Below are 19,083 nucleotides of genomic sequence, written 5' to 3'. Positions count from 1 at the left end.
TTAAAGCCAATTACTAATAGCTGATAGCCAAACAACACCATGAAAAATATAAAAATGTTAATGTTAATAATGGCTGGCACAGTTTTATTAACATCTTGTGGAAGAGGAAAAGATAAAGAAGGTAAAGTATTAGACTCCCCTGCCAATGGCACAATTACCGTTGCCGTTGATGAATCATTTCAGCAAATTATTGAAGCTGAAAAAATGGCTTTTGAAAAAACATTTCCCTATACAAAAATAAATCTGATTTACAAACCAGAAGGTGAAGCGGTAGCGCTGATGTTGAATGAAAAAGCTCGGATGGCAATTATTGCACGGGAACTGACCGCCACTGAAAAGGAAACTTTTAAAAGAGATGATTTTAGATATAAGAGTTTTAAGTTTGCGGGTGATGGCGTTGCTTTGATTACTAATAAATCGAATCGTGATACCATGATTACGACCAAAGAATTAGAAGCAATTATGAGAGGAACACAGAAAAAATGGGCAAAAAGTGGTAATGATATTGTGTTGGTTTTTGACGGAACAAGTTCAAGTAATTTGACATTTTTGATTGATACTTTCAAGATTGACCGCAAAATGAAAGTATCATTCTTTGCCGCAAAGTCTAATAAAGAAGTGATTGAATATGTAAAAACGCATGATTATGCCATGGGTGTAATTGGCTCAAATTGGATTAGCGATGGCGATGACCCTACATCGTTGACTTTTATTAGAAGTATAAATGTATTGTCAGTAGCCAATAAACCAAATCCAACCAAAGATGATTACTATCAACCATTTGGGTATAATTTGGCGCTAAAAAAATACCCTTTGACCCGTCAAATTAAGTTAATTTTACGAGAGGCTCATATGGGTTTGGGAACGGGATTTGTTAATTACATGACGCTTGAACAAGGACAATTGATCGTTTATAAAAATGGGTTGATTCCTTTAACTCAGCCTCTACAAATTAGACAAGTGGAAAGCAAATGATTTTGAATTTATGAATTAGTCTTTTTAGGACTAAACAAATCTGAAATCTACAATCCCAAATTAAAGTAACTGTTAATATTTTGTTAAACATTATAGAGGTTTGTTACTAATCGAGTGTCAAAACGTTAAAGTAATATACTCAAGATATTTACAAATTAATATTAAAATTATCCATTTGTCAAAAAGTTAAAAAAACTTGGAATAAAGAATAAAAGATAGGTTTTTATTAACAAATTTTTATTTTAATTTTGCATTTCATCATAAAATTAAAATATCATGTAGGTTTTCAGTAAATAGTTTAATGCTGAGAAAATATTAAAAGAAATTATTAAAAGAAAATACAACTAAATTTCAGGAAGATGAACGTAAAAATGAAATCTCTATTGGTGGCTGCGGTTTTATTGTTTACTAACTCAGTAAACGGACAAACGGTTCAGCAAGGCTTGGCGCAGGTGGATGGAGACCAACCAACAAAGGCAAAAGCAACAATGACAGCAGTAGTGGCGGCTTCGCCAACGGCTGAAAATATGTATTATTTAGGTTACGTACAGTTACGTAATGGTGATTTGGCGGGTGCAAAAGCAACCTTTGAAAAAGGGTTGACAACTGAGCCAAAACAATCTTTAAATTCGGTCGGTTTAGCAACAATTCTGTTGGCTGAAAAAAATGCTCAAGGTGCAAAGGCAGCATTCGACAAAATTTTGTTGGATACTAAAATGAAAAATGCGGACGTGATGTACCGTATTGCGGAGGCTTATACTTTATACGAGCATACAAACGACCCTGGTGAAGCAGTTCGATTGATTGATCTGATTGCCGAAAAAACTAAAAAACCTTTGACCGCTGATATGTACATTGTGAAAGGAGACGCTTTTTTGTTGAAAAACGATGGTGGTCCAGCAGCAACAGGGTATGAGCAAGCAATTTTGACAGGAAAAAGCGCTAAAGCATATATTCGTTTAGGGGTAGTTTATTTGAGAGGTAAAAACTATCAATATACGGTGAATAGCTACCAAAGTGCTTATGATACTGATTCATCTTTCGCTCCTTACTACAAACGTATGGGTGAGTATTATATCATTTTTGGTAAATATAAAGATGCTTCTAAATTATTTAGAAAGTATGTAGATAGAGCCGAAGCAACTCCTACTATTTTATTAGAGACTGCCAAATTGTTATTTTTAGCAAAGGATTATGAAGGTTCGGATGAATTTACTAAAAGAGCCGAAGCAGGTGGAGCAACTGATAATGATGTATTTCGTATGAGAGGCTATTCTGGTGTTGAATTAGGAAAATGTCAGGAAGGGATTGACAATTTAGAGAAAATGGTTAAGGCTGGAGTTAAACCTTATTACTTAGATAATGTTTATTTTGCCAAAGGATACCAATGCCTAAAGCAAGATTCATTAGCAACTTTATATTACGAAAAAGCTGCTCCCTTAGATACTATCAATAACCATTATAGTACCATGTATACAATTGCTTATAGTCAGAAAAAATATGCAAAAGCAGTTGAGCATGCAACGAAGTCGATGGAATGGAAATTGGCTAAAAAACAATCATTGAATAGTACAGATTGGTATTATGCAGGAATGGCTCAGTATTTTGTAACGGCTTATACACCAAGAGAAGATACCTTGGGAAGATATAATCAAGGACTAAAAGCTGACTCAATGTATGCTCAAGCAATTACCATCAATGATAAATTTGCTCCTTTCCATTTGTATCGTGCCAGAACAAATAGTTATATTGACTATACTGGAACAAAATGGTTAGCAATTCCACATTATGAAAAGTTTTTAGCGGTTGTGGATATGACGAAAGCCAATAAAGAACAATTATATGAAACATATAAGTATTTGGCTGGATATAATTCAATCGTCACGAAAGACTCGGTGAAAGTTCAAGAGTATGTTGATAAAGCGGTAGCAATTAAACCAGAAGACCCAGACGGTTTGAAACTCTTGTTAGGCCCAGCACCTGCAACGTCAGTGCCAGCGGTGAAAACACCAGTAACACAAGCTCCGAAAATTCCAAAAAAATAAATTTTAGAAATTTCAGTACGCAAAGCCCTGCCAATTGGTAGGGCTTTGTTAATTTTAGGGATTTTATAAAATAATCAACAAAAATTACTCATGTCATGACTCTGAATCATAGTATGAGGTAACAATAAACCAAAAATATGTACGCACTCATCACAGGAGCCAGTAAAGGTATTGGAAAAGAGATTGCTATTGAATTAGCAAAGAAGAAATATGATTTAATCTTAATCGCCCGTTCTGCCAGTCAGTTGGAGAATACAGCCAAGGAAATAAAAGAAAAATATGCCGTTCAGGTTGATTTTTTGGCCACTGATTTATCCGCTCCAGATGTTGCCAGAGGCGTATTCAAATGGGTTGAACAGAAAAATTATCAAGTGGCAGTGTTGGTAAATAATGCAGGATACGGAGCGGCGGGAGATTTTGAGAAATTTACAATTGAACAAAATCGTGATATGATGAATTTGAACATGATTACGCTGACGGAGATGTGTCAGGTATTTTTGCCCATGTTGAAACGTCATTCGCAAGCTTACATTCTGAATATTGCGAGTTCAACGGCTTATCAGGCATTACCACAAATGGCGATTTATGCAGCGACAAAAATATTTGTCTTGAATTTTTCAAGAGCGTTGAAATATGAATTAAAAGATTCGCCCGTATCGGTTACGTGTGTGAGTCCAGGGGCGACGGATACTAATTTCAATGACCGTGCTGATATCCCCGCTAAAGCCAGAAAAGCAGCTGAAAAAGTAGTGATGACTCCGCAAGATGTAGCGAAAATATCGGTAGATGCGATGTTTGCGGGAAAGACCGAAGTGATTCCTGGATTTATCAATAAATTAGGAGCGTTCTTAGCTTGGATTGCACCAAAGGCAATTACGGAGAAAGTTGCCGCTGGAATTTATGAGTAATTGAGCATGGACGTTTGAACCAGTATATAATTTCCACTTCGACATTTTTAGTATCGAAGTGGAAACTTAGAATTACATACTTAATCGTCCCTCTTCATCATATTTAATCTCTTCATTCCCAATCATTTCTCGAGTAATCTCTTGAAATTTTGATTGATTGAGAGGTTGCATTATTTGGGTAATTAAAGATAAACTCATGGCTCCATTTTGCAATAATTGCTTGATTTTTAAGCGAATAGCCTTATCTCCTTCTTTATCTTCAACCCTGATTTTGTTTTGCTTTTTCTTTTTTAAACAATTATCACAAATACCACACTCGGCATCCGTTATTTCATTAAAATATTCTAATAATAATTGCGTTCGACAGCGATTGGGTTGTTCGGCGTAATGCTTTACCGATTTTGCTTTTTGAATATCCCTTTCCTTACGGTTTTTGATTTCTAATTCTTGTAAAGGTAATTCACGCAAGTCAAATCTGGGCGTGAGGAAAGTTAATTGAGGTTTATCTTTTTGTTTATCATAAAACAAAACATCAAATTTTTCTAAAGTCAATAACCACGTCTCTATTTCCTTGATAGGAATTGAAAAGGCTTTGGCAATATTGGCTTCCGAAATAGTTAAAAATGTACCAAAAAGGTCTCCGCCGTACATTCGGAGTAGTAATTTGATAAAAGAATCGTATTTGGGATTGCGTAACTGAAAATCATATAATTGTCGATTATCAACTTTAAACATGAGTTTTGAATTATTTTTAAACCCTTCCGAAAGTTGAATAAATCCTTGCGTTTCGAGAATTTTTAGGGCAAAATAAGTATCCGTCGGCGGTAAATCAAACCGTCTTTGAAATTCAAGTAAATCAAAATCATAACTGGCAAATTCACCCGAACCCACGGCTAATTGAAATAGATTTCCCAGACATTGATACACTTTTCTAATCAATTCAATGGGTGGATAAGATTGCAAAACATTTTTCTCCAAACCATCAAGATCCGATTGATTGAATAAAGCAACGGCATAAGCTTTCTCGCCATCACGCCCTGCCCTACCTGCTTCTTGATAATAGGCTTCCAAGTTATCGGGCAAATCCAAATGTATTACCGTTCTTACATCGGGTTTATCAATGCCCATTCCAAAGGCATTGGTGGCTACAATCACTCTGACACGGTTTTTTATCCAATTTTCTTGACGCTTAGTTCGTTCAACTGCGTTCAATCCTGCATGATAAAAAGTAGATGAAATATTATATTTATTGAGCATATCCGAAACCTCCTGCGTGCGTCTGCGATTACGTACATACACCACCGCCGAGCCTTGAACATTTTGCAATATCTTCATCAAACGCCTTTCTTTATCGTCTTCTTTGAAGGCAGAATACGACAAATTAGCTCTGGCAAAACTTTGTTGAAATAGTTGCGGATTCACCATTTCAAGCTTTTCAATGATATCCGTTTTGACTTCTTGGGTTGCCGTGGCGGTTAAAGCAATCAAAGGGACAGCGGGAATTAACTTTCGAAAATCGGCAATTTTTGCGTAAAGTGGTCTAAAATCATAACCCCATTGAGAAATACAATGCGCTTCATCAATGGCTAACAAATTGATTTTCATCTGTTTAGCACGCTCAATAAAGATTTTTGTTTGTAATCTTTCGGGAGAAACGTAGAGGAATTTTATATTTCCATAAATGCAATTATCAAGGGCAATATCAATTTGATTTTTGTGCATTCCCGAAAAAATACCAATGGCTGAGATATTTCGATTTTTGAGATGTTGCACTTGGTCTTGCATCAAAGCAATCAGGGGCGAAATGACAATACAAATCCCTTCTGACATCATGGCGGGCACTTGAAAACATAAGGATTTTCCCCCGCCCGTGGGCATGAGGGCAAGCGTATCTCGTCCATCCAAAACCGATTGAATTATGTCGGGTTGAAGTGGGCGAAAAGCATCGTATCCCCAGTATTGTTTTAGTATCTCTTGTGGTTGCATTGGTCTAAATAAAAGTCCCTTCCAACAACTCTTTCTTAATAGTTTTGATTCTCATATTGAGCGTAATGTGTTCAAAATCAATACCTTCTACGCATATTTCTTTCAAATATCTGCTCACTTCTGGTTGATGATTGGTTTTCTTTCCAGAAGGTACATGAATATATTTTGAAGTAGTCCAAAGCACCGCTCGCACGGTAAGGCAAGGTTGATCAGTCATGACAAATTCCGTAACCATCGTATCATCGTTATAATAAATTACCGAGGAAATAATCTTCACTCGTTCGCTCACTTTTGCCGAAGAGACATACGCAATCTGATGATTATAAACCACCCACGAAGTCTGATTATGCTCGAAATAATCGTTATAATCAAACTCATACACGTTGGCCACTTGGTCTTCACGGGCATTGAAGAAATAATCGAAATATTTGGCATTATTAAGGTGCTTCAAAGGGTCGCAATCTTGAAAACGGATAATGGCTCTGGAATATAATTTTTTGGGATATTCTTTATTTGGGTCTAATTGAAACATTTTTTGTAATTGGTGAATAGTAATTTGAAAATTATTGAATACACAAATTTATAGGTTTAAAATATAAATATGCGTTTTATGGATAAATCAAAACTTGATAATCGAACTGAACAAATTGTAAATATTAGGCAAAACCCTTAAATTAGCAAATAATCAGGCAACTAATCCCTATTCACCAATTACTCAATTAAAAAACAGAATGACAAAGATATTATTAGTTGAAGACGACGATAGTTTAGGTTTTGTAGTAAAAGACAATCTCGAACAAGAAGGATATGAAATTGACCTCCAAGTTACGGGGAAAGCTGGACAAAAAGCCTTTCAGCAAAATCCATACGATATTTTTATTTTGGATGTAATGTTGCCCGAAATGGATGGTTTTACCCTCGCAGAATATATTCGTAGCACAGGAAGCGATGTGCCCATTATATTTCTTACCGCAAAATCATTAAAAGAAGACCGTATCAAAGGCTTGAAATTGGGCGCTGATGATTATCTAACAAAACCGTTTAGCATCGAAGAATTAATTTTGAGAATTGAAGCAATTTTGAAAAGAACTGGCAAGAAAACGGTTCAAAATATTACTGTTCATTCGCTGGGTGGATATACTTTTGATACAAAAAATTTAAAGTTGATTTTTGAAGAAAAAGCCTTAGAATTGACTCACCGAGAGTCTGATTTATTAGAATTCTTGGTGCAACATAAAAATGAAACACTATCACGAGACAAAATATTGATTGCTATTTGGGGTGATGATGATTATTTTAAGGGAAGAAGTTTAGACGTTTTTATTACCCGATTAAGAAAATATTTAGCTCAAGACCCAAGTATAAAACTCTCTAATGTGCACGGTGTAGGCTTTCGATTGGAGGTTTAGTATTGTCTTCACGCAAATACAAGCGAAATTAATTTGTCTTTGCGTGAAACTATCAACTATTCATAATCGCTAAACTCTTTTCCCAAAGCCAATCGGCATTGTCAGTGGTAATATCGTTACTACTGGTAGATTTCACTTTACATTTGGCAAAATATTTTCCACTATCTCGTTTGATATTTTCAAGAGGCGTCATAGCTAAGAAAATGGATGTTTCTGCTCCTTCTTCAGATGAAATCATAAAAGGCTTTGCGAGACCCATCAAGAGACCACTGAAACCTGTAAAATTTCCCCCAAAATTCGTCCCTACCACGCCTGGATGAAGACTAAACGCTAAAATAGGTTTTCCAACCAGCCGTTTTGTCAAGCCTTTTGTAAAGAGAATATTCGCTAATTTCCCATCTCCATACGCTTTCCAAACACTTAGGTTTTTGTTGTTTTTTACAAAGCAACGATTCACTTTTCCGATTGCATGAGCGGCCGATGACACGCTAATAATTCTACCTTCGCCCGATGCTTCAACGAGGTCTAAAAGATTGACCGTTAAAACAAAATGCCCTAAGTGGTTTGCCACGAATGATTTTTCGTAACCATCCTTGGTGAAAGCTATTACATCGGGAGAATAACCCGCATTATTGATTATTCTATCAATTTTAATATATCGTTTTTTGATATTCAGCGCTGCATTTTTCACAGAATCAATATCCTCTAAATCAGCGATTTCGTAGTCAACTTTTGTATTAGGAAAACGTTGTAAGATAGCTTCTTGCGTAGTTTTGGCTTTCGCTAAACTTCTTACCAAAAGTATCAAATCAAAGCCTAATGCTGCTAATCCTTTGGCAGTTGCCAAACCCACACCCGAGTTTGCTCCTGTGATGATTGCTATTTTTCTATTCATATTTCTCCAACAAGATATTAAAGTAAAAGTTCATAGAATTAAGCAGTAAAATAAAATACACTTGACTTATTTACCATAAAAAAATGATGATTGTTTTTTTACTGCCAACTGCCAACTATTTTTACTGCCTACTTTAATCTTTTAAACCCGATTATTATGAAAAATTTCAAAGTGTTAATCTTATGTGTAACGCTATTCTACGCCTGCGAACCCAAAAAGAAAAATCAAGAAAAACAGAAAGATGCCACATTTCAACGCATCAATCTTCCCTATAATTTTGAATCTCCTTCTGAGAAATATGACCTTCCTGACAAATTGAAAGAGATTTCGGGGCTTTCTTATTACAAAAAAAATCAATTGATTTGTGTAAATGACGAGGAAGGTAAGATTTTCATTTATGATATAAACGAAAAGAAAATCATTGATAAAATTCCTTTTGGGAAAGATGGTGATTATGAAGGCGTTGAAGTAGTAGGCGATGAAGTATTCGTTTTGAAAAGTAATGGCACATTAAAAGGTTTTAAAATTGGTGAGGCTTTTGAGCGTGAAATTGATTGTTCAGAACCAGAAGTAATTGAATACGAAGGACTTGGTTATGATCCAAAATCAAAGTATTTGCTTTTGGTGGCAAAAGAGCGCACAAAAGAGGTGGACGTTAAGAAAATGGTTTATGCTTATAATTTTGACCGAAAAGTACTTTTCAAACATATTTCCATTCCGCAAGAACAAGTAACCGATGATGCCAATGGAAAAGATTTTAGACCTTCAGGCATTGCAGTCCATCCCAAAACGGGACAAATTTTCATCCTTGCTTCGGATGGGAAAAAGCTATTAATTTTATCGGAACAAGGACAAAAAGAAGCCTTAGTTTCTTTAAATCCAAAAATTTATCGTCAACCCGAAGGAATATGTTTTTCTCCCAATGGCGATTTATTTATTTCTTCGGAAGGCAAAAAAGGCGATGGTTATATTTTACGATTTATTCAAAATTGAAATAACTTTCAAGCGACAATCCTAATCTTCCATTTATTAACAATTTTGTCTCAATTATTAAATGGTAAGGTCTCGTCAAGTTATATTTTGTAAATTTAATTGCTTAAATATCAAGCCAATACATGTAAAATCTTAACTATTTATGAAATCTTACCTCTTTTCTTTTCTTTTATTATTAGTCTTAAATACTTCCTTCGGACAAATTGCCAACGACAATACATTTAGTGTGGGAATTGACGGAAAAGACTTTGTAACCCAACCTCGGAGAATCAGAATTGGGCCGCATTGGTGGATTACCGCTAACGCCATCAAACCCGATAAATCCCTCAGAATGTGGTTGTATAATTGGAATAGGGACAAAGACGACCTCATTATTCCAGGTACATACTTGGTGGTGGACGCTGACAAACCCGAAACCAAAGAAAACAAAATAAAAGTAGAAACTTTGGGCAAGTATAAAGGCTTAGTGGTGATTAAATACGTAGAAGAAACCCGTGAACCACGCATGGAATACCACGTGGGAAAATCACAAAATAATGATGAAACAGTGGAAGTAAATGTGAGTGCCGATGGGTCGGTAGAAGCTACTTTTAATAGTACTTTGACAGGTTCGTACTGGAAGGAAAAAGCCACAGCGACTGTTTTTGGTGGTTTTGGAAGAATAATAAATAAAATGGAAGACAAAGCCAAAACCTCCGCAACGGGCTACGATTCTGACATTGACCCTGAAGGCAACGGTTATAAAAAACAAGACAAAACCGATAAAATCGTGCTGACGAACGGGAAATTAAAATTGAAAATGAAGTAATAATTAAAAATAATGTTCAATACTCAATGTTCAACGCTCAATTTTCATTGAATAAACGTCCTTGAAAATTGAGCGTTGAAGCATAATCCCCTGTCCCTCAAAACTTTCTCCTTTCAATTTTGAATTTTAAACTGAAATCTGTACCTTTGCAGTCCAATTTTTAAAATCAAATATATCATAATGGAATTACGTAATTATGAAACGGTATTCATCTTAACTCCCGTTTTGTCTGAACAGCAGACAAAGGATACCGTTGACAAGTTTAAAAAAATCCTAACGGATAACAATGCCGAAATCGTTAACGAAGACGCATGGGGAATACGTAAGCTGGCGTATCCTATTCAAAACAAACACACAGGTTATTATTACATCATCGAATTCAAAGCTGAAGGCACATTAATTGCCAAATTGGAACTTGAATACAAACGTGACGAAAAAGTAATCCGTTTCTTAACAACCGCTCTTGATAAGCACGCTGTTTCATACAACGAGCGTAAGCAGAAAGGTTTGATTGGAAAGAAACCAGTCGCAGCAGCCGAATCAAAGGCCGAGTAATTAAAGAAATTCAATTTTAATTTTTGAAATCATGACATTAGTAAACGAACCAATTGACAAAAGCGTAGTACGCAAAAAATATTGCCGTTTCAAAAAATCTGGCATTAAGTATATTGACTACAAAAACCCAGATTTCTTATTGAAATTGGTGAACGAACAAGGAAAAATTCTTCCACGTCGTTTAACAGGGACTTCGTTGAAATACCAACGTAAAGTAGCAACTGCCATCAAACGTTCAAGACACTTGGCTTTAATGCCTTACGTGGCTGACGGCTTGAAGTAGTTTTTAGAAATCAGTTAATAGTTATTGGGTAATGGAACTTTGAATATTTTTTCAAATTCTTAAACCTTAAAATTATATAAAAAAATGGAAATCATCTTAAAGACTGACATCGTAGGTCTTGGTTATAAAAATGATATAGTTGCCGTAAAACCTGGATATGGTCGCAACTATTTGATTCCACAAGGATTCGCTACAATGGCGACGGGGTCAAACAAAAAAATTCTTGCTGAAAATATCAAGCAAGTAGCTCACAAAGCTGAAAAAGTTAAAATGGATGCTACGGCATTAGCTGAATCAATCGGTGATATTACGCTTGACATTCCTGCAAAAGTGGGCGAAAGTGGTAAAATCTTCGGTCGTGTAACAACTATCCAAATCTCTGAAGTTTTGAAAGAAAAAGGCTTTGAGGTAGACAGAAAGAAAATTGCATTAGATTCAGAAGTGAAATTCGTTGGTCAATTCACTGCAACACTTGATTTACATAAAGAGGTGAAGCACAAAGTGAAATTCAACGTGGTAGCTGCTTAATACAGTTAATCTATACGTAAGGCATAAATCAGAGAATACTGCTGATTATCAATGCTTTAATTAAATAGAATTTTAAAATCTTGACCGTTTGATAGATTTAAGATAAAAATACGAAAGGCATCTCAGTTTTCTGAGGTGCTTTTCGTATTTTTGTAGGATTTTTCTAAGTTTAGGCTCAATTTTTGTAAAGGTCAAAGCAACGTTTCAACTCATAAATCCGTCTATCTTTTTAGCACGTAAATACTTAACCCACCCCAAAATATTGTGGATATGTTAAAGAAAATTTTATTACTATTTTTATTGTTAAGCACTTCGAATTTACTATTTAGTCAAATTACGATTTCATCCCCCGTGATACGACAAATATTCCAACGGGATTTGAATAACCAAGCTACGGTTACAATAACGGGTAGTTATTCACAACCTGTTGATACAATCCAAGTAAGGTTTTTAGCCGTTACAACTGGACAGGGGACTACTATGGATTGGACAGTAATTAAATCTTCACCTTTAGGAGGTTTGTTTAAAGGTAGTGTGAATCTAAAAGGCGGTTGGTACTCAATGGAAGTAAGAGGGCTTTTGAATGGTAAATTAATAGGAAATGTATCAACGATTAGCCGTGTAGGTGTGGGTGAAGTTTTTGTGATTGCTGGGCAGTCTAATGCTGGGGGTAGTTCTTTATTAGGGATAAACGAAACCGCCGCTAATGATGATAGAGTAAATTGTGCCAATTTTATTAGTCCAAGAACTTATTATGATGGTTTACCTTTTTTCCACGCAGATTTATCTCAATTTTCAATCATTGAATTTTCACAATTGAAAAAAACGTCCGCTATTGGACCAACAGGTCTTGGACCTTATTATTGGGGAAAAGTTGGCGATGCTTTAGCCGCAAAACTTAATGTACCCATCATGTTTTTTAATGCTGGTTGGGCAGGTGCTTCAGTAAGAGTTTGGCGTGAAAGTGCTGAAAACCCAACTGTGGGTGCTTTGAGTGACTTCCAATTCGATGCTTCCAACAACAATCGTTACCCTATTGGTTATCCTTATTCAAATTTAAGTACGGTTTTGCGATATTATGGAATTAACTTGGGCATCAGAGCAGTACTGTGGATGGAAGGAGAAACTCAAAATCTAATTAATCTTGAGGCTATTTCTCAAGGTAAAACGCCCCCTATTACTACAGAAAACTATTTAGATAATCTTAGAAGATTGGTAAAAAGAACTCGTCAAGATTTGGGTACTAACAAATTAGCTTGGGTTGTGGCACGGACTTCTTATTCAGGTCAGTTGAACTGCGCACAACCAAATGCGACCCCTCCTGCCCCTTCGCCAATAATTGTAACTGCCCAAAATCAAGCCATTACCGACCCAACGCTTGCCCCGATGTATGCTGGCCCATTTACGGATAACATCCAAATTGCAAAAATAGGAGAACGTGATCAATGTGTTCACTTTACGGGTAAAGGATTAGACGATGTGGCAGCCGCATGGGTAAAATCATTGACGGAAGATAATAAGAGCTTCTTTGAAACAGTTGAGCCTATTTTAGCCGATACGATTCCAAGTGTTTCTTTAGAATGTATTTCTAATACACAATTAAGACTTACCTTACCAACGGGCTATAAAAGTTATACCTGGTTTAATGCAACCACTCAAAAATCGGATACAACAAGAATATTTGTGGGCGGTTCTGGTACGTATAGCGCCCGTGTAACACGTACAAATGGCAATATTATTCAAGTGCCAAACTTTACCGTTAATGCCAATGCTCCCGCAAGATCTCCCATCGTAACGGCAACAAGTGATGTAAATTTCTGTTTGGGAACGAGCGTATTATTACAAGGTTCGACCGAAGCCGAAAACCCTATTTATGAATGGACAAGTTCGCCAGCCATTGCCAATTTGCCAAGAACCAAAGACATTTCAGCTTCTCGTGAAGCTACGTATAAATTGCGGGTAATTGATAGAAATGCTTGTGCCTCAGCGTATTCAGCAGACATAAAATTAGTGGCAAAACCACGCCCCGAAAAACCCACAATTGCCACTTCTGGTTCAACAGAATTTTGTGAAGGTCAAACCATTGTTTTGACTTCTTCAAATGCTGGAGCATCCAGTTATTTGTGGAAACGCAATAAAGAAAATATCATAGAAAACACACAGGTTATTGTCGTAAAAAAAATGGGCAATTATTCTGTTCAGACTCGTGCTGCTAATGGTTGTTTATCTGACAGTTCAGACAACAACATCTCTGTCAGAGTCAATCCATTACCCGCAACACCCCAAATTAGAGCTTTAGCGGATACTGTTTTTTGTGAAGGTGGAAGTGTAACCTTAGTTTCAACACCGGGTGATAATAGTACTAAATTTGGTTGGAACAGAAATAATGTGGATGATAAAACAGCCATTATTTCAACAATAAAAGTGTCTGGCACAGAATTAGTGAAAAGTTTTGTAACAGATAGTAAAAATTGTAATTCTAATTTATCAAATGCCATTCAGGTTGTTAAAAAGGATAATCCGAAGGCGATAACTATTATTCAAAAAACTCCTTATGCATTATTTGCAAGTTCCGAGAAACCTTCTAATAAGTATATATGGAAGTTAAACAGCAATATATTATCACTGGAAGATTCATCTTACATTAATACAAGAAAAGCAGCAAATGGTGAAGGTAGCTATACAGTAGTCGGCAAGAATATATATAAAATTCGTTCTTCCTCAAATGATTTAATTTGTTTTTCGTCAGAGAGTTTGCCTTATACATATTCATATGAGATTTCAGAAAATAAAGGATTTATAATATATCCTAACCCTTCTAATGGATATTTTTTCTTAGATCGTCTTAATTTCATAACAGAGCCTGAATTTATTGAAATATTTACAATTGATGGAAAATTAGTGTATAGCCAAATCTATAAAAACTTCTTAGTACCAGGTACATTAGACCTAAGTAGTTTAGCCACAGGAAAGTATATCCTCAGAGCAGGAAAAAACCGAGAAATTTCAAAAATGTTAAGCATTTATCGATAGTTAATGTTCATTAAAGACATACTCATGGCATAAAAGTACAATGGTTCTAATTTCTATTTATTTATGCCATGAGTTATATTACCAAATTATATACTAAACTTAACCACGCTCCATACATCATATTAACTCATAATAGTAAAAATCAATTTGCATGATAGCGTTTAAAAAAGCATTACTCATCCCTATTTTAATTAGTTTCAGTAACCTAATTTACAGTCAAATCAAACTAACTTCTCCTCAAAATCGGGCGGTATATCAACGCAATGGTTTTGGGTTTTCTGCCGTTACAGTGGCGGGTTCCTACGATAAACAAGTTGACAAAATTGAAGCTCGCCTTATCCCCGTACAAGCGGGTCAAGGAGCAGATACCGACTTTCAGGACTGGAAAACCATCAAAATATTACCCTTAAATGGTAATTTCAACACGGTTATGTCAGTGAAACAAGGCTGGTATAGGTTAGAAGTTCGTGGTAGTTTGAATGGAACAATAATCGGTGATGTCGTTTCAGTGGACAGAATGGGGGTTGGCGAAGTTTTTGTGATTGCGGGGCAGTCGAATGCGGAGGGCGTTGATGCAGTTTCAGGCGTTTTTATTGATAATGACCGAGTAAATTGCCTTTCTACTTTGAATAATGTTGAAAGTGGTGGAACAGATTACATTTCGTTATCTCCTTTTTCACAATTACAAACGAGTTCAAGAATTGCACCACGTGGTAGAAATGCTTGGTGTTGGGGTAGATTGGGAGAATTATTAGTAAATCGTTTGAATGTTCCAGTTATGTTTTTTAATGTTGCCCTCAACGGAACGACAAGTACGGCTTGGGCGCAAACAGCAAACGGAAATTTTACCATTAACCCCTATATTGGAGGCGTGTATGCCAATAAACTTCCTTATCAAAATATGTCCGATGTATTGAAGTATTTTGTACCAGAATTAGGCATACGTGCTATTTTATGGTGTCAAGGTGAATCTGACAATGCTAATAATACATCTGCTTTCAATCGAGCAGCAGATGAACAAGCGTACATATCAAATATTCAAACGGTTATCAACAAAACCCGTATTGAATCTGGGAAAAGCAATCTTAGTTGGGTTATTTCACTTACTTCATACAATTTGGGCGCAACCGATTCAAAAATCATAAGAGCCCAACAAGCACTGACCCGACAACCAAACGTTATCCAGGGGCCAAGTACCGACGTTATTCAACCTGTTGGCAGACAGGATGGTGTACACTTCACAACGGGGCTGTCTCAATTAGCTGATGCTTGGAATAACTCCTTAAACGATGCTTTTTTTCAAACTTCAATGGCTTATATTCCAGTAGAATATCCTGATTTAGCTTTTGGTTGTGGTGATAATAAGGTAGATGTTACGCTTCCAGATACCGATAAAAATGGGAATAGCTATTTGAATTTTCAGTGGTCAAATAACGGACTCTTTTTTGATAGCGGCATTTTCTCGACACAAAAACAAGTTACCCTAAATGTTGATGGTGGCCGCCAATACTACGCTCGTATGCGTGATGCCTTAGGCAACGTAACCCAAGTGCCAGCTATTTCATTCAAAGGCAGTAATCTTCCTATTTCAACCATCACTGCCACGGGAGCCACTGATTTTTGTGAGGGGAATAAAGCCGTTTTAAAAGCCAATAATGTCGCCAATAATGTCGCAATTTATGAATGGAGTAACGGTAGTAAATCATCCGAAATTACCGTGACTACCTCTGGTACTTATTCCGTAAAAACCATTAGTAATTTTGGTTGTCAAACTGGTTTTTCTACGCCATTGACGATTGTTTCAAAACCAGTTCCACCCAAACCAACCATTACGGCCAATAGTTCAACTATATTCTGTGCGGATTCGAGTGTTGCTTTGCAATCATCCAATCAAGGAGCAACCAACTTTCTTTGGAGCAATGGTTTAACTAATCGGAATATAAAAATCACTACATCGGGCGATATTACGGTGAAAGCTATCAGCGATAAAGGCTGTACGTCCGTAGATTCTGACCCGCTGAAAATAACGGTAAATCCTTTGCCAAGTACGCCAAGCATTTCTCCAAATGGACCAACAACTTTTTGTGCAGATACAAGTGTTGTACTTGAATCATCCAATCAATCAAATCTATCTTATCGTTGGAGTAATGGTTTTACAGCCCCCAAAATTACCGTTAGAAATGCGGGTGATTATTCCGTAAAAACGGTTGATAAAAATGGCTGTATTTCCTTATCTTCCGCTGCCACGAAAATAAAAGTGAATGCTTTACCTCCTACACCAAGTATTTCAAGTACCCGTGACACCGTTTTTTGTCAAGGAGAAAGCACTATTTTACAATCCAGTTTAATGAATGGTAGTTTTCCAACTTGGATAGCAACACAAGATGGAGTAGTTTCAAGATATAATTTTCAGAATTTAAACGTTAACCGAACGGGTTCATTCCGAGCATTCCAAACAGATGCAAATAATTGTAAATCAGGACTTTCAACCGCATTATTTGTAGCAGTCAAGCCTGTTCCTACAAAAATCGCAAACATTGTTAGAGTGAGTCCATATACGATTGCCATTGAAAACCCTAAGTCGAGCACCTACGTTTGGCAATTTAATGAAACTGAACAACCAAGTTATGTCGGAAGTACCATTCGTTTTAATGAAAGTGGAAAATTTAGCGTAACGGCAAAAAATATTTATAAGACCTTATCGTATGGCGATAAAGTTTGTGTATCTGAACCTTCCGACGAGTTTTCTTTTGTCTTATATAATGATAATGGCATGTCTATTTATCCAAATCCAAGCAACGGCGTTATCAACATAGATTCAAAAGTAGATTGGAGAAACTCAACAATTGAGATTTATACCCTATCGGGACAATTCATAAAAAAGGGTTCTGTTAATGTTTTTGATGATGTTAAAAAACTGGATTTGACAGATTTACCCGTAGGGGAGTATATGTTAAGAATCAGGACAGATAATTTTTATACGATTACGAAAAGGATAATCATTAATCGTTGAGGAATGTTTTTAGAAAATTTTCTAATAAACTTAATTCTTCCTTTGGTAATTTTGTTATCTAATAAAAAAGAGAATAATGGAAGATATAAAAAATGTTAGATTGGATGTAAAACGTTCAAAATTTCAAGCAATGGGCGAGGCACGCTGTCCGCAATGTCGTGAAGGTAAGATGTTTAAATATCCTTTTTGGCGGGTAGATAAATTCTCGGAAATGAATGAAAAATGTCCTATTTGTGGATTGAGATTTGAGGTTGAGCCAGGGTTTTGGTATGGTGCAATGTTTGTAAGTTATGCCAATACAGTGGCTTTATTAGTAGTAATGGGCATTGCGGTATTCTACTTTTTCAACGATCCACCAGTACTCTATTATATTATTCCTGTAACAGTTTTATCGTTAATTACAGTACCCTTCAATTTTAGAATATCAAGAGCCGTTTTCTTGCATTTATTTGGCTTTGTGAAGTATAATCCTACGAAATAAGTTAACAACTAATCTTTATGACTCTTCCAAGCGTTTGAAACGCTTGGAAGAGTTTATTTTTTATGTACGAATATTTTCAAAAACTCATTTTCTATTACTACCAACCGCCTACTTCTTATGTTCCTGCGCATAATGCTTACGAAGCATATCTTCCCCAAAATCGTTGGTTAAATCTCTAATTACCGTATGAATATGATTCGCATTATTTTGCGTATTATCGTATTCAAGAAATAATACTGGATTTTGAATTCGGTAATAATGCCCACCATTGCCAATTTTGGCTTCTTTTGCTCCCATCCACGTAAAAGTCAATTTATCTAATCCTGCCTTTTCGATTTTTTCCATAAATTCATTGGCGAAACCGAAAGGATATCTTTCCACGTAAAAACTAATCAGTTTTATCAATTTCTCTTGCTGAGTTTTAGTCATTTCGGTGAAAGAAATACCCGTTTTCAAGGAATCTGACCGCAAAACATGAGCCGAATTACTCGAAAGAATTTCTACGGGGGCTTTATTAGAAAGAATCACTTTTTTGAGTTGTTCCTCTGAAAAAGAATGAAGTAAATCAACTCCTAAAGTCTCTTCTTGCTTAAAAAGTTGCAAGCCCGCTTGAGGATATCCCTCTGGAACAATGGCAGGATTACTCCCTAAAAATAAAGGCGTTCCCGAAATAACTTTACCATTTTCCGAAGAAAAATTCAAGGATACATGATGCCCTTCAATGCGCCAGCCCCATAATTTTTGAGCATCGGGCGTACCAAAAACCGAGAAATAAAATTTACCAGGATGTCTGCGGTTATTTTCGGGAGCAAGATTTTCAATTTGCTTCAGAATGATTTCTAACTGCATAATAGCAAGCGTAGTTTTACTGGCCGATTCGCTCACCGTGGCTTTTACGAGATTGATTGCCGCATTTTTTTGTGCTTCGTTCATGTCTATTAAAGGCAACCCTTTTCTTTCAATTGGCACAAAAAACCAAGTTCTACGCTCGTTGGTATCATAAGGAAACAAGGCTCTGGGCAACGTTTCTTGATCCAACGTTTTTAGAAAAACCTGCGTTGCGGATAGGGCTTTTTCATTGGCATTTTTTTGAGCAAATACCCCAAAACAAGGGAGTAATAAACAGAAGAGAATAAAATTTTTCATGATCAATTGGAAAGGAGTTTTGAAT

The 19,083-nt window shown here is 36.1% G+C and carries 16 protein-coding genes; 12 read left to right on the top strand and 4 right to left on the bottom strand.

Translation table 11 applies throughout. The features are described 5' to 3' along the window. The first annotated feature begins 39 nt into the window (after positions 1 to 39). From AC1W31_RS00245 to AC1W31_RS00235, 3 genes are all read left to right on the top strand, one after another. Positions 40 to 975 carry a PstS family phosphate ABC transporter substrate-binding protein gene (locus AC1W31_RS00245; RefSeq protein WP_481732376.1) on the top strand — a complete coding sequence of 312 codons (936 nt, stop codon included), beginning with the start codon at positions 40 to 42 and terminating at the stop codon, positions 973 to 975. 371 nt (positions 976 to 1,346) lie between these two features. Further along, positions 1,347 to 3,020: a tetratricopeptide repeat protein gene (locus AC1W31_RS00240; RefSeq protein ID WP_481732375.1), complete on the top strand. Its 1,674-nt coding sequence runs from the start codon at positions 1,347 to 1,349 to the stop codon at positions 3,018 to 3,020. Between the two features lie 137 nt (positions 3,021 to 3,157). Then, positions 3,158 to 3,928 (top strand): SDR family NAD(P)-dependent oxidoreductase, encoded by a 771-nt coding sequence (locus AC1W31_RS00235; protein ID WP_481732374.1) that lies wholly within the window; start codon positions 3,158 to 3,160, stop codon positions 3,926 to 3,928. 72 nt (positions 3,929 to 4,000) lie between these two features. Here the strand turns inward: AC1W31_RS00235 and AC1W31_RS00230 are convergent, their stop codons facing one another. Together AC1W31_RS00230 and AC1W31_RS00225 are read right to left on the bottom strand one after the other, a co-directional pair. Further along, on the bottom strand, positions 4,001 to 5,914 hold the full coding sequence (locus AC1W31_RS00230) for a RecQ family ATP-dependent DNA helicase (protein WP_481732373.1): 1,914 nt from the start codon (positions 5,912 to 5,914) through the stop codon (positions 4,001 to 4,003). Between the two features lie 4 nt (positions 5,915 to 5,918). Then, complete coding sequence (locus AC1W31_RS00225) at positions 5,919 to 6,446, bottom strand: acyl-CoA thioesterase (protein ID WP_481732372.1); 528 nt, start codon at positions 6,444 to 6,446, stop codon at positions 5,919 to 5,921. 199 nt (positions 6,447 to 6,645) lie between these two features. On the opposite strand from AC1W31_RS00225, the gene AC1W31_RS00220 reads away from it, so the two are divergent. Continuing rightward, positions 6,646 to 7,323 carry a response regulator transcription factor gene (locus AC1W31_RS00220; protein WP_481732371.1) on the top strand — a complete coding sequence of 226 codons (678 nt, stop codon included), beginning with the start codon at positions 6,646 to 6,648 and terminating at the stop codon, positions 7,321 to 7,323. A 52-nt stretch (positions 7,324 to 7,375) separates the two neighbouring features. On the opposite strand, the gene AC1W31_RS00215 is transcribed toward AC1W31_RS00220, so the two are convergent. Then, positions 7,376 to 8,218: an SDR family NAD(P)-dependent oxidoreductase gene (locus tag AC1W31_RS00215; protein WP_481732370.1), complete on the bottom strand. Its 843-nt coding sequence runs from the start codon at positions 8,216 to 8,218 to the stop codon at positions 7,376 to 7,378. Between the two features lie 156 nt (positions 8,219 to 8,374). Between AC1W31_RS00215 and AC1W31_RS00210 the strand changes: the two genes are divergently transcribed. The 8 genes from AC1W31_RS00210 to AC1W31_RS00175 all read left to right on the top strand — a co-directional run bounded on the left by AC1W31_RS00210 (position 8,375) and on the right by AC1W31_RS00175 (position 17,912). Then, on the top strand, positions 8,375 to 9,211 hold the full coding sequence (locus AC1W31_RS00210) for an SdiA-regulated domain-containing protein (protein WP_481732369.1): 837 nt from the start codon (positions 8,375 to 8,377) through the stop codon (positions 9,209 to 9,211). A gap of 142 nt (positions 9,212 to 9,353) precedes the next feature. Further along, complete coding sequence (locus AC1W31_RS00205) at positions 9,354 to 10,019, top strand: hypothetical protein (RefSeq protein ID WP_481732368.1); 666 nt, start codon at positions 9,354 to 9,356, stop codon at positions 10,017 to 10,019. Between the two features lie 180 nt (positions 10,020 to 10,199). Then, positions 10,200 to 10,574, top strand: coding sequence for a 30S ribosomal protein S6 (rpsF, locus tag AC1W31_RS00200; protein ID WP_481732367.1), 375 nt, complete (start codon positions 10,200 to 10,202; stop codon positions 10,572 to 10,574). A gap of 31 nt (positions 10,575 to 10,605) precedes the next feature. Next, complete coding sequence (rpsR, locus tag AC1W31_RS00195) at positions 10,606 to 10,857, top strand: 30S ribosomal protein S18 (protein ID WP_481732366.1); 252 nt, start codon at positions 10,606 to 10,608, stop codon at positions 10,855 to 10,857. Positions 10,858 to 10,941: 84 nt separating this feature from the next. Then, positions 10,942 to 11,385: a 50S ribosomal protein L9 gene (gene rplI / locus AC1W31_RS00190; protein WP_481732365.1), complete on the top strand. Its 444-nt coding sequence runs from the start codon at positions 10,942 to 10,944 to the stop codon at positions 11,383 to 11,385. Between the two features lie 270 nt (positions 11,386 to 11,655). After that, complete coding sequence (locus tag AC1W31_RS00185; protein WP_481732364.1) at positions 11,656 to 14,418, top strand: T9SS type A sorting domain-containing protein; 2,763 nt, start codon at positions 11,656 to 11,658, stop codon at positions 14,416 to 14,418. Positions 14,419 to 14,569: 151 nt separating this feature from the next. Next, on the top strand, positions 14,570 to 17,431 hold the full coding sequence (locus tag AC1W31_RS00180; protein ID WP_481732363.1) for a T9SS type A sorting domain-containing protein: 2,862 nt from the start codon (positions 14,570 to 14,572) through the stop codon (positions 17,429 to 17,431). A gap of 76 nt (positions 17,432 to 17,507) precedes the next feature. Beyond that, positions 17,508 to 17,912, top strand: coding sequence for a DUF983 domain-containing protein (locus AC1W31_RS00175; protein ID WP_481732362.1), 405 nt, complete (start codon positions 17,508 to 17,510; stop codon positions 17,910 to 17,912). Positions 17,913 to 18,020: 108 nt separating this feature from the next. Here the strand turns inward: AC1W31_RS00175 and AC1W31_RS00170 are convergent, their stop codons facing one another. Next, entirely contained in the window at positions 18,021 to 19,058 is a 1,038-nt protein-coding gene (locus tag AC1W31_RS00170) for a DUF3500 domain-containing protein (RefSeq protein ID WP_481732361.1), read from the bottom strand. Between the last annotated feature and the right edge of the window lie 25 nt (positions 19,059 to 19,083).

It is taken from the genome of Arcicella sp., from assembly GCF_964672035.1.
This window is presented reverse-complemented; position numbering and strand designations above follow the sequence as displayed.